General features: G+C 28.7%; 15 protein-coding genes and 1 pseudogene. 2 read left to right on the forward strand and 14 right to left on the reverse strand.

Annotated features, from left to right (window positions below; genetic code table 11):
- Positions 1 to 51 precede the first annotated feature (51 nt).
- The 7 genes and pseudogenes from RSD37_RS03665 to RSD37_RS03695 all read right to left on the reverse strand — a co-directional run bounded on the left by RSD37_RS03665 (position 52) and on the right by RSD37_RS03695 (position 9749).
- The gene (locus RSD37_RS03665) at positions 52 to 1809 is read right to left on the reverse strand and encodes a DUF4153 domain-containing protein (protein WP_346945339.1); all 1758 of its coding nucleotides are present in this window, start codon (positions 1807 to 1809) and stop codon (positions 52 to 54) included.
- Positions 1810 to 1958: 149 nt separating this feature from the next.
- A complete protein-coding gene (locus tag RSD37_RS03670; RefSeq protein ID WP_346945340.1) occupies positions 1959 to 2741 on the reverse strand; it encodes a M15 family metallopeptidase in 783 nt (260 codons plus the stop codon).
- Between the two features lie 335 nt (positions 2742 to 3076).
- Positions 3077 to 3922 (reverse strand): polyamine aminopropyltransferase, encoded by an 846-nt coding sequence (speE, locus tag RSD37_RS03675; RefSeq protein ID WP_346945368.1) that lies wholly within the window; start codon positions 3920 to 3922, stop codon positions 3077 to 3079.
- Between the two features lie 14 nt (positions 3923 to 3936).
- The gene (speD, locus tag RSD37_RS03680) at positions 3937 to 4350 is read right to left on the reverse strand and encodes an adenosylmethionine decarboxylase (protein WP_346945369.1); all 414 of its coding nucleotides are present in this window, start codon (positions 4348 to 4350) and stop codon (positions 3937 to 3939) included.
- 518 nt (positions 4351 to 4868) lie between these two features.
- Positions 4869 to 6344, reverse strand: a complete 1476-nt coding sequence (gene nhaC, locus RSD37_RS03685; RefSeq protein ID WP_346945341.1) for a Na+/H+ antiporter NhaC — start codon at positions 6342 to 6344, stop codon at positions 4869 to 4871.
- A gap of 493 nt (positions 6345 to 6837) precedes the next feature.
- A complete protein-coding gene (locus RSD37_RS03690) occupies positions 6838 to 8562 on the reverse strand; it encodes a methyl-accepting chemotaxis protein (protein ID WP_346945342.1) in 1725 nt (574 codons plus the stop codon).
- An 840-nt stretch (positions 8563 to 9402) separates the two neighbouring features.
- Positions 9403 to 9749 (reverse strand): annotated as a pseudogene (locus tag RSD37_RS03695) (ATP-binding protein).
- A gap of 462 nt (positions 9750 to 10211) precedes the next feature.
- On the opposite strand from RSD37_RS03695, the gene RSD37_RS03700 reads away from it, so the two are divergent.
- Entirely contained in the window at positions 10212 to 10895 is a 684-nt protein-coding gene (locus tag RSD37_RS03700; RefSeq protein ID WP_346945343.1) for a reverse transcriptase domain-containing protein, read from the forward strand.
- Complete coding sequence (locus RSD37_RS03705; RefSeq protein ID WP_346945344.1) at positions 10844 to 11347, forward strand: group II intron maturase-specific domain-containing protein; 504 nt, start codon at positions 10844 to 10846, stop codon at positions 11345 to 11347. Before RSD37_RS03700 ends, RSD37_RS03705 begins: the two co-directional genes overlap by 52 nt.
- 155 nt (positions 11348 to 11502) lie before the next feature.
- On the opposite strand, the gene RSD37_RS03710 is transcribed toward RSD37_RS03705, so the two are convergent.
- The 7 genes from RSD37_RS03710 to RSD37_RS03740 all read right to left on the reverse strand — a co-directional run bounded on the left by RSD37_RS03710 (position 11503) and on the right by RSD37_RS03740 (position 21547).
- The gene (locus RSD37_RS03710) at positions 11503 to 12984 is read right to left on the reverse strand and encodes an IS66 family transposase (RefSeq protein WP_346945370.1); all 1482 of its coding nucleotides are present in this window, start codon (positions 12982 to 12984) and stop codon (positions 11503 to 11505) included.
- Positions 12985 to 13429: 445 nt separating this feature from the next.
- The gene (locus tag RSD37_RS03715; protein WP_346945345.1) at positions 13430 to 13600 is read right to left on the reverse strand and encodes a transposase; all 171 of its coding nucleotides are present in this window, start codon (positions 13598 to 13600) and stop codon (positions 13430 to 13432) included.
- A 221-nt stretch (positions 13601 to 13821) separates the two neighbouring features.
- Positions 13822 to 14844 carry a glycosyltransferase family 2 protein gene (locus tag RSD37_RS03720; protein WP_346945346.1) on the reverse strand — a complete coding sequence of 341 codons (1023 nt, stop codon included), beginning with the start codon at positions 14842 to 14844 and terminating at the stop codon, positions 13822 to 13824.
- 1086 nt (positions 14845 to 15930) lie between these two features.
- Positions 15931 to 17322 (reverse strand): O-antigen ligase family protein, encoded by a 1392-nt coding sequence (locus RSD37_RS03725; RefSeq protein WP_346945347.1) that lies wholly within the window; start codon positions 17320 to 17322, stop codon positions 15931 to 15933.
- Between the two features lie 70 nt (positions 17323 to 17392).
- Positions 17393 to 18835 carry a polysaccharide deacetylase family protein gene (locus tag RSD37_RS03730; protein ID WP_346945348.1) on the reverse strand — a complete coding sequence of 481 codons (1443 nt, stop codon included), beginning with the start codon at positions 18833 to 18835 and terminating at the stop codon, positions 17393 to 17395.
- Between the two features lie 5 nt (positions 18836 to 18840).
- Entirely contained in the window at positions 18841 to 19839 is a 999-nt protein-coding gene (locus RSD37_RS03735; RefSeq protein WP_346945349.1) for a GNAT family N-acetyltransferase, read from the reverse strand.
- A 25-nt stretch (positions 19840 to 19864) separates the two neighbouring features.
- The gene (locus tag RSD37_RS03740) at positions 19865 to 21547 is read right to left on the reverse strand and encodes a hypothetical protein (RefSeq protein ID WP_346945350.1); all 1683 of its coding nucleotides are present in this window, start codon (positions 21545 to 21547) and stop codon (positions 19865 to 19867) included.
- Positions 21548 to 21563 lie beyond the last annotated feature (16 nt).

Here is a 21563-nt window from a genome sequence, read left to right on the forward strand (position 1 = left end):
TTCTATATTAAAAAGTGCTATTAATAGTTATTACCCTATTTCTAATATTCCTTACTTCACCTTCACCAAAATATAAAATTGAAGTTCCTTTGAATCTATATTTCCATTAAGTGAAGTTTTACGTCCTGATATATTTTTAAATTTAAATTCTACCTTAACTTTATCCGTTTCATCTTTAAAACTCATATCCTCACTAGGAATGAGTCCACTCTTACCATTTCCATTGTTATTATTTCCATATTTTTCCTTTAAGATTCTAATATACTCATTTAAATCATTAGAGTATATTTCTTTCCCTTCTTTATATATTATAAATTTACTGGATGCTTTATTATAATATACTGTAACACCAACATCACTTTTTTTATTATCAATTTGGTAACTAGTTAAATCAAATAAGTAATCATATTCTTTTATTTCTATTGGTTTTGATGATTCCTCCACAGTAAAATAAAAATATTCATAGTTATCCATATAGTAATCCTCAGAGTCACTTATCCCTAAATTATTTTTTATATCTCCTATTTTAAAGTTATCTGGAATATATTTAACATCCTTTAAATGATGATTTCGTTCAAAGTAGTGTAAGATGCTACTTATTTCTTGTTGATCTTCTTTAGAAACTTCTCCTGTTGCTTTTATAACTTCACCATTTTCAACCATATTGTTTCTTGTAATTATTTTTTCAAACCTTTTATTTTGACTATACTTAGATAGACTGTAACTGCTTAATGGTCCACAAATTGATATAAATGTAATTATAGCAAGGGATATTGGAAGGATTATATTTTTTCTTCTTTTACTAAATGAGTAATATAACATTATTCCAAAAACCCAAATACCTAATGCTAAAACAAAATATCTATTTTCAGTTATTCCATAAGCATTAACTCTTATTCCCATAGAAACGAACATCATTATTATAAGTGGTAGTATTACTTTTGGAAATACATTTGTATATTTTTTTACCCACCCACTATGATTAATCATTGATGAAATCAAAAATAATGTTCCTACAGATATTACTCCATACCATAACACTAAATGAGAAACTAACCCCTCTGGCCATTTCATAGTAACAATTATCTTACCAAAATATATATAAAGTATAACTGTATATATAGAAATCAATGGCATGATTATATAAAGCATAAGCACTTTTAAACCCTTTGGATATTGCTTAACAGTGATGGTTTCTCCCTTACTTGGAATACCCCCAAGGAAGAAGCATTGTGCAAAAACTCCTACTACTATAAGCCAAGTATAATAATAAAACTCTGGTTCAACTCTAATTTCTAGAAGATAATTAACTGTAAATAGTATTGCTACCAATCCTAGATATAAAACCACTGAGTATACTACAGTTGTAAAAAATCGTCCCAAAATTTTTATTACATACATCTCAAAGTTATCATCTTTATCTACATATGGAATAAATAAAAAGCTCAACAAAAATACAATAATAAATCCTATATATCTAGTTATTTCAACCATATTCAAATCCTTTAAAAAGAAATAACCATAGGCTATAAGGCAACAGGCTGCAATACCGTAATATATAAATCTACTTTTTTCATCCTGTTTATTTTTTCTTTCTAAATATAATTGAATACAAAGATACACAGGAACCCCCAAAGCTAAAACCATAGCAATACGTTGTAACCCGTTATCCCATTGCCACTTGGATGTTTCAGATATATAAATTAAAATAATAACTGTAGCCACAGATAAAAGTATTGCTATAGGAAATCTCTTCATAGATTCCTTTATAGCATTTTTCCCTCTATTAACTAATCCACTTATACTCATTGAACTACCTCCATTTTAAAATAAGACCACCTTGTATATTGAGTTAAAACACAACCTAAAATAAATATTAATTTAATTTCTTATCAGTTAATCTAATTATATGAATTAGTTTTAAATATTATACTTTTATTATCTTGAACAACTTATGCTTAATAAGTTCCAGCATATTCCTCTAAGGTCAATCCTTGATTATAAACCTGTTTAGCCGTGTCTTTTCCTACATATCTTACATGCCATGGTTCATAATTATAGCCAGTTATATTTTCTTTTCCCTGTTCATATCTTACTATAAAACCGTATTTATATGCATTATTAGCAATCCATGTAGCCTCAGCACACCCTTCATATATCCATCCCCAGTCCGCAGCTAAATCCATAGCTTCTCCTAACTGATGCTCACTTGCCCCTGGCTTTGCTACATATTTATCTGAATATTCTTTTCCTTGAGTCTGAACATTATATTCATACAAGTTTTTTTGAGTGCTATAGGATCTATACCCTGAAAGTCCATATAAATTTATATTTTCCTCACTAGCTCCCTCTACCAGTTTCTCTAGTGCTTTTGCCGCTTCCTTAGTCATATATGTTTCTTCCTCTGTGACTCCCTCGGAAAACTCTACATTTACCTTTACTAAATCCTTGGGTATATAGCCATCTTCTAGCACATAATTTTTATTTGCAAGAATTAAATTTGAATCCTTTATAAGAAAATACCCTTCACTTTCACCTTTGGAATGATTCATAAAATATACTCCTGTAATTATCCCTAGGAATATGAGTATCATAAATCTTTTCATTACCCTTTTCCTTCTCTTAATCCTTTTTCTTTTGTTAATAGCTTCTTTTCTATTTACATTTGTATTTTTACTTTTATTTATATTTCTACTTTTATTTACACTTACTTTTGTTCTATTTACATTTGATTTTTCCATAAACCCACTCCTCACCTATTCCTTTATTTTAAAGTGTTTAATGTCAAACTTTATTACTTATATCTTAAGAATTTATCATCTGCTATTACATTTTCTATCTTCAACCTACATTTACCTTTAAATTATCTAACAAATTTATGAAATATTAAATAAAAAATAGCTGACACTTTCTTCTGAAAAGATATCAACTATGTTAATAATTTAATAAGTAATTTAGTTGATTAAGATAGTATATGTTGCTAAAAACTTAAATTAACAACCCAAACCGTCTTAACCAAATAAAACTACTTTTTATCTATATTCAATTGTACAAAAATATACAAGTTATAAACAACTTATTTATTAAGCAATTCCTTTACATAGTTAGGTAATGCAAATGCTCCTATATGTAATTCTGTATTATAGTATTTTGTATCAAGCTTAAGAGAATTCCATCTTTCTGCATTAAAATCCTTTATTGGGTGAAGTTCCTTTGATGCAAAACAAAACATCCAATGACCTGATGGATATGTTGGCATATGATATTGATAAGCTTCGCACACATTAAATAATTCCTTTAACTTAGAAAATGATCTTCTCATTTCCCTTGCATTATTAGGATAGTACGGACTCTCGCATTGATTTATTAGTATTCCTTTTTCTGTTAAAGCATTATAGCAATCAGTGTAAAATTCACTTGTAAATAATCCTTCTCCTGGTCCTATTGGATCAGTAGAGTCAACAATAATTAAATCATACTTCTTTTCTTTACCCTTAATAAATTTTATACCATCTTCAAAATATAAATTAACACGTTTGTCCGTTAATTTATTTGCTGTGAAAGGTAAGTATTCTTTGCTTGCCGTTACTACAACTTCATCTATTTCAACCATATCAATTTTTTCTACACTTTGATATCTAGTTAATTCTCTTACAGTACCACCATCGCCAGCACCTATTACTAGAATATTTTTAATATTAGGGTTTGTAGCCATAGCTACGTGAGTTATCATTTCATGATAAATAAATTCATCTTTTTCTGTAACCATTGTCCAATTATCGATTACAAGTACTCTACCAAACTCATAAGTATCTAAAATATCAATTTTTTGAAAATCACTTTGAGTTGAATAAAGATGTTCCTTAACCTTCATTGAAAAATTTACGTTGTCAGTCTGGTTTTCTGTATACCATAATTCCATATTAGCCATTTTAATTATGCCTCCATTTTATAATTCATTTTCTTGCCATCATATTTTCCATTGGCAAAAATTTTAATTTTATCTACTAATCCTCTAGAAACCTCTGTTGATTCACTTCTTTCAGCTTTTAAAGCATTTTCAAGATATTTAAATCCAACCCAAGGATTAACGGTGTCTCCACATGTAAATAAATCTACTGATGCATAACCGTATTCTGGCCATGTGTGAATTGTAAGGTGTGATTCCTGGATTATTACAGCACCGCTGACTCCCCAGGGATTAAACTTATGAAAGCAACTTGTAACTATAGTAGCATTAGCTTCTATTGCTGCTTGTTTCATATACTCCTCTATAACTGCATGATCTTTTAAAATTTCTACATCACAGTTATAATACTCCACTAAAATATGTCTTCCTAATTGTTCAATTTTCATAATAAAATCCCTCCGTAAATATAATTTTTAGGTCTATCCAACAGATAAATATTTAATTAACAAAAATGCTTCGCTCATGTAACCTCCTAATCCTATAAAAGTTTACTATTTGTAAACTTAAAGTTGATATATACTAATCGTTTATATTTTATCAAGCAACACCTATAATGTCAATCTATACTATTACTATTTCCATGTACCCTTTATTCTAAATAATTCTTGAATATATCTTATTATTGATATAGGATTCATAATCATTTGATAAAATATAACATATATTATTATATTTTCACTCTCTTCAAGTTAAAATATTCTTATATCTTTTAACATGACCCCACAAATACTATATGATTTAATCAAAAAAGTAGCCCTGGCTAAAGGACTACTTTAATATGAATATTTATATTTTGAATTTTTCTATATAATTAACTATAAAAACAAAGAGGAAGGTTACTGAACTTTTATTTCAGTAATCTCCCTCTTCTAAATTTAATCATACACTATTAATTATATTAAGCTGATATCTCTTCATCTTTATGATTATATTCTTCAACTGATAATGTTTTAACTATTGGCTTACTTTCATCCAATGGTTTTAGTGCAAAACCTGTATATCCATAAATTGCAGATACAATAGGATTTATTAATCCCAAGAAATGGAATGGTGCATATGCAAATGCACTTACTCCCAAGGTTGTAAAATATACTGCTCCACAGGTTGACCATGGAACTAATCCAGATGTTAGGGTTCCCGAATCTTCTAGTACCCTAGATAAATTTCTTGGATCTAGGTTTAACTTTTCATAAACTGGCTTGTACATTTGTCCTGGTATAACTATGGACATATATTGATCTGCAGCCATGAAGTTCATCGCTATACAGCTTATTATATTTGATAAGATAATACTTCCTCTACTATGGCAGTGTTTAAGTATTTTTGAAATAATTGTATCTAAACATCCTATTTGTTTAACAAGACCTCCAAAACACAATGCACATATAACTAATGAAATAGTCTCCATCATTCCAAGCATCCCACCTCTATTAAGAAGTGAATCAACCATGGCATTTCCTGAGTTCATTTCAAATCCGTAAAATAATGATTTTAGAACTTCAGATATAGAACTTCCTTGCCCGAATGCAAATATAACTCCTACAACCGCTCCACCTATCATACCAGGTATAGCTGGTACTTTAAATATAATCATTAATACCACTGAAAGTGGTGCTATAAATATTATTGGACTAACATTAAAGTTTGCTTGTATAGTATCTAAGATAGCAGTAATCTGAGTGGTATCAGTTGCTACTCCATCTCTAAATCCTAGACCTATAATTGCAAATAAAATTACTGCTATTGTAAAGCTTGGTATTGTAGTATATAGCATATGCCTTACATGATCAAATACATTTACTCCCGCTACACCAGCAGCTAAATTTGTACTGTCTGAAAGTGGTGATAACTTGTCTCCAAAAGAAGCTCCTGTTACAACTGCTCCAGCTACTATTGGTAACGGTATCCCAAGTCCTGCTCCTATACCCATTGCCGCAGTTCCCATAGTTCCTGCAGTAGTCCATGCACTCCCTGTAGAAACTGAAACTATGGCACATATTATTGGTAATAGAAATAAAAACATACTTGGTGTAAATAACTTAAGTCCGTAGAATATCATTCCTGGAACTACTCCACCAGCAATCCATGTTCCTACCAGACATCCAACTATCATAATAATAAAATTTGCTTGCATTGCCATAGAGTTAGTCTTAATCATTGACTGCTCCATATCATCCCAACTATGTCCTAAAAACTTTCCTATGATCGCTGTAACAATACAACATATTATTAATGGTATCTGTGGTGCTGCATCAAAAACTAATACACCCATTAGCATAAAGAAAATTAAGCATATGAATGGTATTACCGATACAAATAGTGATGGTTTTTTAATTTCTTTCCCCTTGTTCATTGTTTTCTCCCCATTGTTCATTATTTTCTCCCCCTTGTTCATTAAATATTTATCTTTAAGTATTTCATTTAAAATGAAATACCTATAAGCATGAAAGTTTTACGTAATGATTATATTTATATTTTCAATTAATATTAATTAAATATTGATTGTACGAAATATTTTTCATGCAATATTTGTTATATATTTGTCAATTTGAATATACCATGATTTTACTTAAAAATCAATATTTTGTTTAATTATATTAATATATCAAATTTTCCTTTAATTATATTGATATATCGAAATATTTTGAGACTTTTTTCACTTTATTCAAAATTTTCTAAATATTTTATATTTCATATATTTTAATATATTTATGTTATATGCAATGTTAAAAACTTATTAATTCATTGTCGATTTACAAAAATCACATCTTTTCTATTTAAATGAATATATTTGTTACTGAAAATCAATATAAATAGCAAAAAAAGTAGCCCCAACTAAAGGGCTACTTTAATATGAATATTAATCTTTATATTTTGAATTTAGAAACCTCTTCCCTTAGTTTTTGGGCGCTTTTCTTTGATTCTAAAGATTGTTCTACTATCTGATTTGATTTATTATTAATTTCTGAAACCCTAGTTGCTATGTCTGTAGTTGCTCCTGAACCTTCATTAGCTGCTCCAGCTACTCCATCTATAGTTTTTAATATATCATACACAGATGTTGAAAATCCTTCCATAGTTTCACTTAATTCCTTAGAGAAATCTTTATAATATAAAACATCATTATTATATTCCTTACTGGTGTTAACTAAAGTCTCATAATCTTTTAATACTTTATTTTCTATAAACTCGAGCATATTATTAGAATTAACAGTTAAATCTTCAACTGAAGATAATATAATCCCTGTTGTACTTTGTATTTTAATTATAGTATCACTAGATTGCTCTGCAAGCTTTCTTATTTCTTCTGCAACAACACTGAATCCTCTGCCCGCTTCCCCTGCTCTTGCTGCTTCAATTGCTGCATTGAGAGCAAGAAGATTTGTTTGTGCCGTTATCTGTAGTATAGAATCTGCCAAAATATTTATTTGTTCTACTGCCTTAGCTTTTTCAATAGATTCTTTTAAGCTACTTTCTGTTTCCTTAAATATTTTTTCCGTTTCTCTTTTACTGTCTTCTGAGTTATTCATTATATTTTTTGCCTTTTGGCTTATCTTTATCGCTTTTTCCTCAGCATCTTGTGATTTATCTGTTATGCATTGAACTACACTTTCCATCTCTTGTGAAGTTGCAGACATTTCTTGTGCTGACGCTGCTGTTTCTTCCATATTTGCAGAAAGTTCTTGCGTTGTTGCAGATAAATTTGAAATTTCTTCATCCACTTCTGCTAAATTACTCACCGATTCACTAAGCTGTAAATCAATACTATTAGAGTTTTCTTTTATGCTATTAATTAAACTTCTTAATTCAGTTCTTAATTTTTCAATTGCAATTGACATAGTTTCCATTTCATCTTTTGTATTAACTTTAACCACTTCAGAAGCCAGATTGAATTTAGATATTTCATCTAAATTTCCTTTTAATATATCCAAATATTTCAATCTCTTACCCACTGAATAAAACATTATAATAATACTTAAAATTGTGATTAGTAAACTTACACCTACAACTTTTATCAAATAACTTCTCACCGTTGCTTCCATATCACTTAGTGCAAAATCACAACATATAAAGCCAACAACTTCACCTGAACTGTTTACTATCCTTGCCATACCAGTAATTAAATAACCATACTCTTCTGTGTATTGAATTTCTGAATAATCATCTTTACCACTATTTACAGCTGTTTTTATTCTTTCCCCATATTCTGAAATTTCCTCTTCTTTTCCCATTTGTTCATAATCCTCTTCATCCCCATCAACAACATACATAAATTTATCATCAGATATTTTGCTCATTGTATAAAGATATTTAGATCCAGTGTCATCTTTAACCTTTATTAAATATTTTCTAAGGGATTCAAAATAAGGATCATTTGCATTCTTATTTTTAGCAATTTCCTCAAATTTATCACCATCAATATTATTTCTTGTTGATTTAACTATAGATAATGCTTGTTTCCCATAAGATTCCACATTAAGTTTTTTTATCATTCCTATTGTAATAATAGAACTAATTATTAGCACCATCCCCATAAGTACTGCTAATATCATACTAAGTTTAAATTTTAAGCTGTAGAATTTCCCCTTCATATCTAGTATACCCCCTCGTTGATTTATGAAAATTTTATTAAAACTTAATACTCTACTATATTTTAAACAACAATTTATTCACTCTCTTATTAAAGTATTAAGCCTATATATATATATCGAGTAGTTCTTTACATAACTTTATGTCTTTCCCCACATTATGTATATCACAGATACACACTATGATATATTATTTATTGCATAAGCTCCCTATATTGGAGCTTGAGCACCAAAACGAGCCCATTTAAATACTATTTCTTATGTACTATATTGTTTTATCCATATCTAGATACATCACTTTATCAATGTCAGTTTTATGATCTATACACTTCATCTTCTACCTGTTTAGTAAACAGCTCCGTTTCTTTCCTATTTCTACGATGTAAATCATATTGTGTAGGTAACTAATCTCTTTAGGCTTTAGAATTAATGATTTAGAAGCGCTTAGAACAAAAACTACACTGCCCTTCAAGTTATAAAAAATGGATTGTCTCATCAGCATTAGCTAACACTTTGTTCTTTAGAAACATTTGTTTATGAAGTCTAGAGTCTTTTAGTTTAAATGGTTCTTGATTTCTGAGTACTGCAAAAATATAATTTAGTATTTTATACATTATAGCAACTAAGGCAACTTTAGCTTTTTTACCATTAAGATTAGTTTGATAATAATCCAGTAAAACTTTATTGATTGGAACTCTGTTACGATTAGTTCTTATAGATGCTAATACGACAGCATATAGTGCTCGTCTACTGTAAATGTCAATATGAAAATGCAGAAAAGTTTCAACATGGAAATGTATAAATATTTTATAGTACTTTGCAATAAAAATACAAGGTGCTTTTTTATTGGGATTCTTTCATTAGATCCATAATATCTTTAGTTCTATAAGAAGGCCCTACAATTTTTATTACATGTGAATGATGTAGTAACCTGTCAAGTATGGCGTTAGCCAGTGTGATATCAGAAAACACATCTCCCCATCTACTAAATGGTTGATTTGTTGGATAATGGTTGAATTATGTTCATAACGTTTAGTAATTAATTGAAAGAATAAGTTTGCACCTAATTTATCAATAGGAAGATAACCAATTTCATCTATAATCGTAAGCGTCAAAGTGCGTCCTGAAGAATTAGCTAATGTTAATTCATGCTTTATAAAAGATGAGGGAGGGCCCCTCGAAATCAACATTCAGGTGTAGGTTTCAAACCACCTTTAGGTGCTGTAGTCAAAAGTTATGGTGCTGAGCGTAAAGGCAAAAGGCTAAATAAATTAGTCAGGTGAGTACCATAAAGCTGAACGAAAGTGAAGAGCCGATGAAGCGTCGTTAATACGAAGTACAGTCAAAACCAGTGGATTTTGACACTGCTGGGATAAATCTGAAAGAAACCTGATTACTGTTCAGATGGCTGTCGGCGTATAGGCTACAGGAGTATGGTATAGGCTTTTATAAGGAACAGGAGAAGTCTGTATTTTGATGATAAGTGAAAAATCCAAGCCGTAAAAAGTCAAGGATGAAAGTAGCGAAGCAAAATATAGATGCGGAAGAATTCATAGTAGTGGTGAAGTTGATGTAATGTTAATGGAGCGAAGGAATTCTGTTATCTATACTTCGGAAATAAGACAACCAAAGAAAAGAAATGGGAGGATTTTATGAAAGAAGGAAAGTCATTTGTAATATCAAAGCATCAAGTGTTTAAAGCTTATAAATGCGTAAGAGCAAATAAAGGAGCCGGAGGCATTGATGGAATAGAGTTTGAGACTTATGAAAGAAACTTGAAAAATAACTTGTATAAATTGTGGAATAGAATGTCCTCAGGAGCATATTTTCCAAAAGCAGTTAAAGGTGTTGAAATACCAAAGAAAGATGGAAAGAAGAGACTATTGGGGATACCAACTATAGAAGATAGAATTGCTCAAATGGTAGTTAGAATGGAGTTTGAGCCCGCAATAGAAGAAATATTTTGTGATGATTCATATGGGTATAGACCAAATCGTTCAGCTATTGATGCAATAGGCATTATTCGTAAAAGGTGTTGGGAAAAACCGTGGTTTTTAGAATTTGATATTAAAGGTTTATTTGATAATATAGACCACGAGTTGCTAATGAAAGCTGTTAAAAAGCATACAGATAATAAGTGGGTTATATTATATATAGAACGTTTTATAAATGCACCTATACTTATGCCAAATGGTGAAGTGCACAGACGAGAGTCTGGGACTCCTCAAGGTGGGGTAATTAGTCCTATTCTTGCAAATTTATTTCTACACTATACTTTTGATAGATGGATGGAAAAGAATGTAAACTTGAAATACATCCAGACAAAACAAGGATAATATATTGTAGAAGTGATAAATTCAATAGCAGACATGAACATGAATCTTTTGACTTTCTCGGGTACACTTTTAGAAGAAGGTATGTAAAAAGTAAATATGGGAATTTTTTTAATGCTTTTACTCCTTCTGTGAGTAAACAAGCATCACAAAAATTCAGAGAAAAGATTAGGAACATAAAGAAGGAAACAAAAACATTATCTATTGAAACATTAGCTGAAGTTGTAAATCCAATAATAAGAGGATGGGCAAATTATTTTTCACAGTACAGTGCAAGCGAAGCAAGAAAAGTTTTAGACTATATTAATTTAACATTGATAAGATGGGTTAAGCGAAAATATAAAAGAATAGGAAAAAGTAATAGAAAAGCATTTAAATTTATAGCTAATATTGCTAAAACAAAGAGGACTCTATTTTATCACTGGCAGATTGGGATAGTACCAACGATTGGATAACAAGAGCCGTATGAAGGGAGACTTTCACGTACGGTTCTGTGAGAGGTTTGGGGTGAAAGTCCCCTTATCTACTCGACAATTAGACGTATTGATTTTAAAAAGCATATAATTAACCCCAGTAAGGACTTTCACATGACCTACTGGGGTTTTCATACTTATTTATTTTTAAAATTTGAAATTTTAAATTCCTCCGGAAGTGCTGCCGAGCAAGGCATTATTTCAAGAAGTTCATCTCTAGATTTCACATCTGATTTAGAGAGCATATCAAATAGATATACTAGATATTTTTCTACTACTAAGTTATTAGATTTGGCAGTTTCAATGAGGCTATAGATCATGGCGCTAGCCTTATCACCTTTAGATGTATTTGAGAATAACCAATTTTTCCTACCAATTACAAAAGGTTTTATCGCTCTCTCCGAGCCATTATTATCTACTTCTAGCATCCCATCTCCTAGTAGTGTTTTCATATCGGGCAATAGCTTTTTAGTATATTCTAATGCTTTTCCTAATGCACTTTTAGGTAGAGCATCTTTAATTTCTCTTTCCACATATTCTTCGAATTCGGTAAGTAGCGGAGCTGTCTTTTCAATTCTTATCTCATATCGCTTTTCATAGAAATCAGCATCATTACCATACTGTTCTTTTACCTGCTTTTCTATACTATAAATTTTCTCACACAAATTAAACCCTATAATTGCACGTGATTTTTTTAGGGCTTCTTCATCTAAAGTTATTATAATTTCATGGAATTTTCTCCTGATATGAGCTAGACAATAAAGTCTCTTAATATTTTCAACTCTATTATACCCAGAGTACCCATCCGTTTGTAAATATCCACTGAATCCTTTTAAGAATTCCTTTGGGCAGGAACTAGATCTAGTCTTTTGATAGTCATATAGTATGATTGGGTTTGTAGTTGCACCCGTTTTATATAACCATATGTACTTTTTAGACTTCGAATCCTTACCATTTTCTTCGATAACTTGAAGAGTAGTTTCATCTGCCTGGATATAATGAGATTTCAACAGTTCTTCTCTCATTATATCGTAGATAGGTGCAATTGCATCCGCAACTCCCATAACCCAATTAGAAAGAGTTTGCCTTGAAAGATTTGCACCAAGCATCCTAAAATAAGTTTCAAGTCTATAAAGCGGCATAGCATGTTGATATTTCATGTTTAGTACATGAGCTAATAACTCATTAGATGCCATACTCTTATATAAAACACTATCATAGCCTTTAGTTGTTTGAATATTGGCTTCGCCTGAAGCTGCTTCGCAAGATTTACAAGCATAGCTATAGGTAATATGTTGTTCTATATATACCTTCGCTGGAACATATTTCAAGACTTCCTTGGATTTTTTACCTATTACTTCTAAGTTGCTGTCACATTCATTACATATTGCTTCCTCTTGCGATAGCTTATGCTCAATTACCACTCGTTCTAAATTAGCTAAGTTATCCTTTTTTCCTATATTTTTAGATGGTTTAACTCTTTGATAAACTACTTCCTCTATTTCTGGCTCTGGTAGTTTTGGATCACTATTCTTTTCTGCCTCATCAAAAATAGATATTTGGCTAGAATCTACCTGTTCGCTAGATTGTCCAAATATCTTTCTATTTTTATTTAAAATCTGACCTTAAAGATATGCCAACTGATTCTTTAAATCATTGATTTCTTTATCTTTAGATTTTAATTCAGAAGCCTTTTATTCAAGCTGTTTTTCCATATTTATAATTAATTCTTTTGTAGCTTCATCAAGTTGATTTTCTATGTTTAAACCATCCATTTTTATAACCTCATTAGTTCAATTTATTTACCTATATTATACCAATTCTTCAGGACATACTTTGACTCTTACGTTGGAACTATTACACATTTCCATTATAAAATTTACACTAGGAAACTTAATTACTTTGCATATCCTTTTTACTGTATACTTTTCTTTGTATTTATCAATAAAATTAACAATCTCAGCTATAGATTTTTTGTGAATATGGCGATAGCTTTTTTAAATATTTCATTCTCAAGTTCTAACTCTCTCATTTTTTTCTGAAGAGCTTTATAATCTTTCATTGTTACAGTTTCTGACTCACTAATCTTAATTGGTGATATTTTTTTATCCACCCATTCATTGTTGATTTAGAAATGTCATATTCACCCTCTAATTTACTAATGGATTTATTGCCCATGTTATATAGGTCCACTATTTGCTGTTTGAAATCTTCTGTATATTTTTTCTGTGGCATTGTTGAACATCTCCTTTTTATAGTTATATTTTACTTTGTTCAACTTTTTATGTCCACAATTATATACTAACACCATAGAGTAAAAATAGATAAGCGTCAAAGTGTGTCACTGTGACTAGTTATTTACCGCTTACGTCTAAAAAATGATTTCTAAAATCCACATGTGTTAGAATTCTTTAATAACTATTTAAAATAATTCTCTTGACTTTAACTTACAAATTTTATCTAGACATATCTGTATTGTTTTTAACTATGTTTTTACTTTTTACAATATAAAAATTCCATATTCCTAATATAAATCCAAGACCATAAGAGATATGTAATAGCGGAAATGTTATTACAATATGCGGTATATATTTAAGTCTTTTTTTTAACGATAGTTTAATCGCAAAACATATGTCCATTAATATATATAATGCTAAAACACATAAGAATATTATTCTTATTGGCTTTGAAAATATACTTAAAGCTCCACAAACTATTAAATATAACACAAATAGTAGTGGTATAAGATGCCTTATAGCTGCTGGTTTCTTATGTTTTTGTATAACTCTTACCTTCCAAAACCCATATTGAAAGTATTGTTTCCAAAGCTTACCAAAGGACGCTCTGCCATAATAAGTAGACTTAACCTTAGGTGTAAGTAGTATCTTCTTATTAGCATTTGTAACTCTTAAATTTAGTTCATCATCTTGATTTCTTGTAAGTTCTTCATCAAATAAACCTATTTCCTCCAGAACTTTTCTCCTATAAGCCCCAAATGCTACTGTGTCCACAAAAGTTTCCTTATCTGCAAACCTAAACAATGCATTTCCTACTCCAAATGGACAACTCATTGCAAGTCCTATAGCCGTTCCTTTGTCACTATCATTTATGGTTGTAATTGATCCTCCTGAACATGCAACTTCTTCATTTTCTAGAGCCTTAACATTCTCTAATACAAAATCTTTATCAGCAAAAGAATGAGCACCAAAAATAATAACTATATCACTTGATGTAGCCTCTATGCCCCTATTCATTCCCTTAGGTGCTATAAAGTCTAAATTATCAACTGAAATTATATTACTGTATTTTTCTTTATAATCTTTTATTATACTTCTCGTATTATCGGTGGACATCCCATCAGCAATTACTACTGTAATTAACTCTCTAGGATAACTTTGTATCATAAATGAATCTATACATTTACCAATAAAATTTTCTTCATTTCTACATGGTATAACTATTGAAACTGTTTTAGTCATTATTTCACATCCTATTTAAGTTTAATCTAAGCTATAATTATTATACAATATTGTATAATTTGGACCTATATCAATATATTAGACATTATTTTCACATTGTTATGGAGTTATGTACCCTATACTACTGTGGATTCTTTTATTATTGTACAAGTCTCGATATATTTAAATATTGCTAGTTTTGCTACGTCAAAGTTATAATAGGTAACAATTTTTACTTCTTTTTTCTTTAATGAGGCATGAAACGACTCTATACAAGCATTGTCATATGGACATCCTTTACCTCTGAATGAATGCGTAAGTACCTTTGAATTTGCTATGTACGTATGAAATTCATTGCTAGTATATTGGCATCCAAAATTACTGTAGCAATAGACTTTTTTAGTAATATAGCATTCTTTACAGCACCTATATCTATTTCTGTATCTATGTTTTTTTACAACTATTTACCTAATACCAAGTTTGCACATAATTCTTTGAGTTCTTTTAAGCCTTATAATAATACCTTTGGCTTCAAGGGTTTTATAGATTTTAGGCGCACCGTATAGCTTTCCATTAGCAATATGTATATCCAAAACCTAGCGAATATTGTTTGGATTTTCAATTCACGTTTAGAGGGTTTTCTATTTAAATAACTGTAGTAAGAACTTTTAAAACCTTACACATAAGCTTAATATCATAATATTTATTATTGCTAGCAATGAATTCAAATATACTTGTTACTTCCTTGCTAATATACCCATAGCTTTTTTTAGTATTTCTATTCCCTCTTCAAGCTTTGCATTTTTTCTTAACATTGGTTGATATTCCTCTGAAGTTATGATTGTATCATTATACATATTAATATGTTGCTTTTTCTTTATCCATCCAGTAATTGTTGATTTTTATAGGACATATTCACTGCTTAACTCTGATAAGTTCTTTCCAGAATTATAAAGTTTTAATATGGTATTTTTGAATTCATATGTATATCATTTGTTAATTATTGCCACCATTAACACTTCCCTATCTTATATATAGTTTAAAGTGTTCGACTTTCCGTGTCCATAATATTATACTAACATTAATTTATTATGCTTCTTTACTCTTTTAAAACTCGTCCAAACAATCTCTGTAAAATAGAATAAATAAAATTATTAAAGTTGGAGAAAAGCTATATATTAAATTAGTTGTTTGAAATGCAATTCCTGTAAAATTTCCATACAAAAATATAACGCCAACTATAATGATAAGTGATAAATGTTTTAGTTTTTTATCTGTATCCTTTTCTTTAAAGAATGTGATTAAAGCTTCTAATCCAATTATAATAAGTAACAATAATCCAAGTAACATAAAAGGAACGCCCAATTCTGATGACATATTTAAGAGAATGTTATGAGCATCACTGTATCCTTTATTAGTGCCAGAATATTCATCAAATAAATATTTGAAATTACCTATTCCAATTCCAGTAGCTGAGTAATCCTTCGTTATTGATATAGCCGTTTTCCAAATTATTTGTCTTGATCTACTTTGACTGTTCATTACTTTTACTATAATCTCTCCAAATGCGCCTTGAGTAAAGAACTCTTCATTTGGGTGTTCGAATTTATTTGATGAAATAGTTTCTCCAAACTCTTTAATATTCTCGTCATTTGTAATATCTCCTCTAGTAGAAACATTCAGTGTAAGAATAGTTCCAAACACAAGCATCACAGACATATATTTTTTCCAGTTCTTAGAATCAAAAATCAAATAAGTTATAAATATAGCTATGAACGATACCAATGCCCCTCTAGACATTTGCATAGAAACTATAAAGCCTAATGATAAAACTAAAATAGTCCAATAACTTTTTATTTCCTTGTTTCTAACCCACTTATTTATTATAATTACAAACATAATTAAATCATATACTAAAATAAAATTAGAACCTAATGGCCCAAACAATCTAATAGACTTATTTCCATTAATCCAAGTATATATAAATATTATCATATCTGGTAAAGATGAAATAATACATCCTAATGAAAATGCTACTATAACTTTATTATAAAATTCTTTTTTATTACTAATTTCAACACTCTTTAAAATCAAAAAATACATTATAAACGGTACGAACGATAATGAAACTATCATAAATGATAAAGTTTTATTATATGCAAATATAATATTTATCATTATTAAAAACAATAATAATAGTTTTATTATTTTGTTTTTAATAATAATTTTATTTAGATTAATCCTATTTAATAATCCATTATGTATTAGTAAAATAAATACTACTATATAAAATGCCAAATAACCAACCCACTGATATTGTAATAAATTTATTCTATTCATTAAATAACCTAAAACTGGTAGTAATGGCAGTGCAAATATAGTAACTAATAATGCACTCTCAAGCGAATAAAACATAATATTTAACAATAAGATTACACTTGGAATCGAAACTGCTCCACTCAGCAGAGTAAATATCCCTCCTGTTTTACCTAGTGTCATAAACAATAAAACCTCTAAGAATAAACAAATAACAACATTATACCTAATTATCTTTTTATTAATTTTTATTTTAAACCCCACCTTTTTCTTCCGTAATTTTAACTAACTCAATAACTTTTTCTCCTGATATACACAAAGCATTTTTACTTATAGAATACTTGATAATTTTTTCATACACCTTATTCCAGCCTTTCCAATCTCCTTCATTATCAAATGATGAATTATGCCATAATAATGAAAAAACACCATTATACTTTCTAACAACATCAACCATATTATTGCAATACTCAACAGCTTGGTCAATATCAAATCCTTGATATGAATTATTATTTAAAGTTGTATCCATTACGATTAATGGTATTTCCCAAATATTAATTCTACAATTATTATTTAAATCAAATGGCTTAAACGGTGTACAAATTCCACATCTAAATCCCGGAATTTCGGCATATCCTACCGTACTATCATATTCTAAACCAACTGAAGCTTGCTCTATCCATGTATTTGGAGCACTAAATCTCAGAAAATGCTGACGTATGCCTTTAACATTAGCATATTTGCTTAGAATTTCTTTTTCTTTTTTTAAATAATCCCTATTATTATAGCTATTAAAACTCCCATGTAATCCAATTTCAGATCCTTGATCTTTAATTTTTTTCATAACACTTTTTAAGTTTTTATTACTAATTTTGTAATAGTTATCTCGCCAACTATTTCCTCCGGACATAAAATAATAAGATGCTGACATATCATACTTTTTCTCTAATTCCGTCAAATAATCAAATGTCCAATATGGATCACTACTTAAATTCTGCATAACTTTAATATAATTACGAATTAACTTATAGGCTCCTTTTAAATCTCTTTCCTTTATAATTTTTATAAGTATATTTTTTAAAGCTTTATCCTTATACTTAAATATAGAATCAATATCGTGACTTATTAAAAGAATAAAATCTTTGTCTTTTAAATTTTTATTGGAAATTATGTTGTTATCTAATTTTTTTAACAAATCAAATAATAAATTTGCATACTCGTTAACCAACGGTCTATTCATAAGTTTTTCCTTGAAAAAGATTGAATCTTTATAAGAAAATCTTTTGTGATTTTCAACTGAATTTCCAATTATATACTCTTCATATCTAGATAACATAAAGAAAATATCTGAAATAATGTCGATATTTATCTCTATAAAATCTTTTTGATGAATTACTATATTTAAATCACTATTTGAATAAAAAGAAAAAACATCTTCATAATTAAATACATCTTTAGGTAATGTTTTCTCTGTTTTATAAAAATCATTAAATAATTTACCACAATTTTTTATATGTAAATTTTTACATCCTATTACTTTTATATTTCTACGCCCATAAGTAATAAGAATGTCATTTTCTGACAAAGAACTTAATTCATACTGCTTATAAGTTATCCCGGTAATTCTCAATAATTCTTCTAATGCATACTTAGCTTGATTATAAAATTCATCTTTTTCAACATCAATATAAATCATTAATATTACCTCCTTTTGATTTTGCCTAAAAGAGATTTTAAATATTGTGTATTAGATATAAATCTAGACAATTCACTCTTTAAATTCATCCTATACCTCTTTGAAATATTAGAGTAGGCTGTTTGTTCTCCACCAAATGAAGAAAAGAACTTTTCTATTCCTTCATCCATACTACCTTCAAAATCAAAATTCAATCTCTTTTCTTTAGATAACTGGATTGCATTATATAACAATAATGAAGTAGCATTAGATGCCTTAAATTCCGTATTAACGCCACCCATTAAATAATACATATACTGTTTATCCCAAACTATATATATAGCTGCATGTATATTTCCTTGTTCATCAATACCAGCCAGTATTTTTCTACAATTTCGTTTTTCACATTCTTTATCTAAATCTTCGACTAACTTAAAAGAGTATGGAATTTGTATATTCTTCCGAGAATAGGTCATTAAATTAATTTTATAAAAATCATATATACTTATATCTCTTTTGACTATAACAGATTTTTCTGCTTTTCTTATTAAATTTTTAGTACTAGAATCTATATTATTATATACTTCTTCAATATCACAATTTTTATTTATTATATAGCTGTATCGGGTAGTCTGCTTAAATTCTTTCCAGTAAAGAGGTAACCAATTTTTAAAATTATAGCTAAAATTTTGATTATAAGAATCCAAATTTAGATTTTCTAATTTTTCCATTAGTTCTTTAATTACTTTTCTTTCAAATGAAATCTTTGTAGTTTTCTTTTGATTTTTAGGATAATTAAGAATAATTCCATGCCTAGGTGTTAACAAAGGCTGATTAATGCACAGATACTTTCCCTTTTTAACATAATAATATGGCAATGCGCCTTGAATCACACCACCTTTTTCTGATATTACAACATCCCAATTTTCCTCACCAACAACAACATCCAGCCACCATGGCTGTGAAAAAATGTTGACTTCATCACAGTTATTACTAAATTCTATATACTTAATCTTATTACTCATAAAAATCTCCTTAAAAAGACAACTATTAATTTCGTATTATATTCTCAATTCTAACACAAACATTTCCATCTACTTTGTATATATTTTTGCCTATATATTTCTCATTTTTTACAAATGTTCTATTCATCAGTATCTTTCTCAGTTCTTCTGAGGTTTCAACTCCTATTGCCACTCCATCCTTAACAAAATTACCTTGATCATAATAATTAGGTAATAATATACAAACAGAAGGTATTTTAAGCAACATCGCTTCTATTACTACCGTTGAATGTACTGTTATAATGCAATCACTCTCTAAAATACAATCATATAAATCTTTATCTTTAACAATTCTAAAATTAGTAATGTTATTCTCATTAGCACATTTACTATAAAAATTCTGCTTATTATCATTGGGATGCAACTTAATTAGCAATTCATAATCCTTCATCTTGTCTAAAGCTTTAAATAATATTTGGGTTGATTCATCTATTAATTCATCAATTGGTTGAGTTGCAAACATTATTTTCAACTTATTATCATTCTTAATAGTCCTACAAAACTTTATTTTATCCACAAGGTAGTCAGTCCTCAATTGACCTACTACATTTAAATTTCCTTCATTATATACATTTGTACTAGACATTAGCACTTTTTTAAACTCTTCTCCCCATAGAAAAGTTATTTTAGGAACTAATTTACAATCTGTAGTTGGCACTAAATAAGAATTTGATGTTTTTGTAATAACGCCATGCTGTATCCCATAAGTTTTGATGTTATTATAATTTGCTGCTGCTATGAAACATCTTGGTCTATCAGCCTCATTTGTAGCTATTACAGTCTTAATATTAAATAGTCTAAGTATTAAGCTTGCCGTTTCCACCTCTTTAATATAGCTAAAATATGCTATTCTTAAATCATTAAATAAATATTTTTGCAATATGTTATTTATCTCTTTTCCACAAACACAAAAATCAGCATATTTCAACTCGTCCAGTCTATCTTCAATCTTATTTAACTTCACTAATTTTTTTGATACTAACCTCTTTATTATAATAATTAGTTCAAAGGGTATAAAATCTACCCCTAAGTTATTGCTCTTGTTCAACAACTCCTTAGTATTTAGATACTGAACTTTTATAACTAGTAAATCTTTTTTTAATTTATCTAAAATTTTTCCAAACTGAGCATCATAATGTATCTTTTCACCATTTATATTTATATTAGAAATGTCTACAGCTTGTGTTATTGCTAATATTTTTTCCTTTCTATTGATTAACTTAATAAAAGCTTTAAAAATGCCAATAAAATTTCTTATAAAAAACTTTAATCTAATATTAAAACTTAATTTAACACTTTGATTTATCCTTTTATTTTTCAATTCAACATCAACATTAAATATCTCTATAGCGATATCATTCATTAAAATTTCATCTGTTTCAACTATAATATCCTCTTCCTTAAAATTATTGATAATTGAATCTATAATTAAAATATTATATACTATATAATTCAATTTATTAACAAATGTTCCTCTATGAAAATTATACATCTCTATTCCAGTATATTTATATAACTGCTGAATATTTTTAGTATTATTCTCTAGTATATTGAGGATTCTATCTACTTCCTTCTGAATATAAATATTTTTTATATATAACTCTACATCTAAAAGTTCGCCATTTTTGTATAATTGTATCTTATCATTAACTAAAGATATTTTTATCATAATTACCTCATTTTTC

Origin of the sequence: Clostridium sp., from assembly GCF_036646415.1 — a bacterium.
Lineage (GTDB): Bacteria > Bacillota > Clostridia > Clostridiales > Clostridiaceae > Clostridium_J.

Excerpts from the sequence above, each read along its gene's own strand:
- RSD37_RS03715 (WP_346945345.1), bottom strand. The coding sequence starts at position 13,600 with ATGCCACAGAAAAAATATACAGAAGATTTCAAACAGCAAATAGTGGAC.
- RSD37_RS03720 (WP_346945346.1), bottom strand. The coding sequence starts at position 14,844 with ATGACTAAAACAGTTTCAATAGTTATACCATGTAGAAATGAAGAAAAT.
- RSD37_RS03690 (WP_346945342.1), bottom strand. The coding sequence starts at position 8,562 with ATGAAGGGGAAATTCTACAGCTTAAAATTTAAACTTAGTATGATATTA.
- nhaC (WP_346945341.1), bottom strand. The coding sequence starts at position 6,344 with ATGAACAATGGGGAGAAAACAATGAACAAGGGGAAAGAAATTAAAAAA.
- RSD37_RS03735 (WP_346945349.1), bottom strand. The coding sequence starts at position 19,839 with ATGAGTAATAAGATTAAGTATATAGAATTTAGTAATAACTGTGATGAA.
- RSD37_RS03665 (WP_346945339.1), bottom strand. The coding sequence starts at position 1,809 with ATGAGTATAAGTGGATTAGTTAATAGAGGGAAAAATGCTATAAAGGAA.
- RSD37_RS03740 (WP_346945350.1), bottom strand. The coding sequence starts at position 21,547 with ATGATAAAAATATCTTTAGTTAATGATAAGATACAATTATACAAAAAT.
- RSD37_RS03725 (WP_346945347.1), bottom strand. The coding sequence starts at position 17,322 with ATGACACTAGGTAAAACAGGAGGGATATTTACTCTGCTGAGTGGAGCA.
- RSD37_RS03730 (WP_346945348.1), bottom strand. The coding sequence starts at position 18,835 with ATGATTTATATTGATGTTGAAAAAGATGAATTTTATAATCAAGCTAAG.
- RSD37_RS03705 (WP_346945344.1), top strand. The coding sequence starts at position 10,844 with ATGGATGGAAAAGAATGTAAACTTGAAATACATCCAGACAAAACAAGG.
- RSD37_RS03700 (WP_346945343.1), top strand. The coding sequence starts at position 10,212 with ATGAAAGAAGGAAAGTCATTTGTAATATCAAAGCATCAAGTGTTTAAA.
- speE (WP_346945368.1), bottom strand. The coding sequence starts at position 3,922 with ATGGAATTATGGTATACAGAAAACCAGACTGACAACGTAAATTTTTCA.
- RSD37_RS03670 (WP_346945340.1), bottom strand. The coding sequence starts at position 2,741 with ATGGAAAAATCAAATGTAAATAGAACAAAAGTAAGTGTAAATAAAAGT.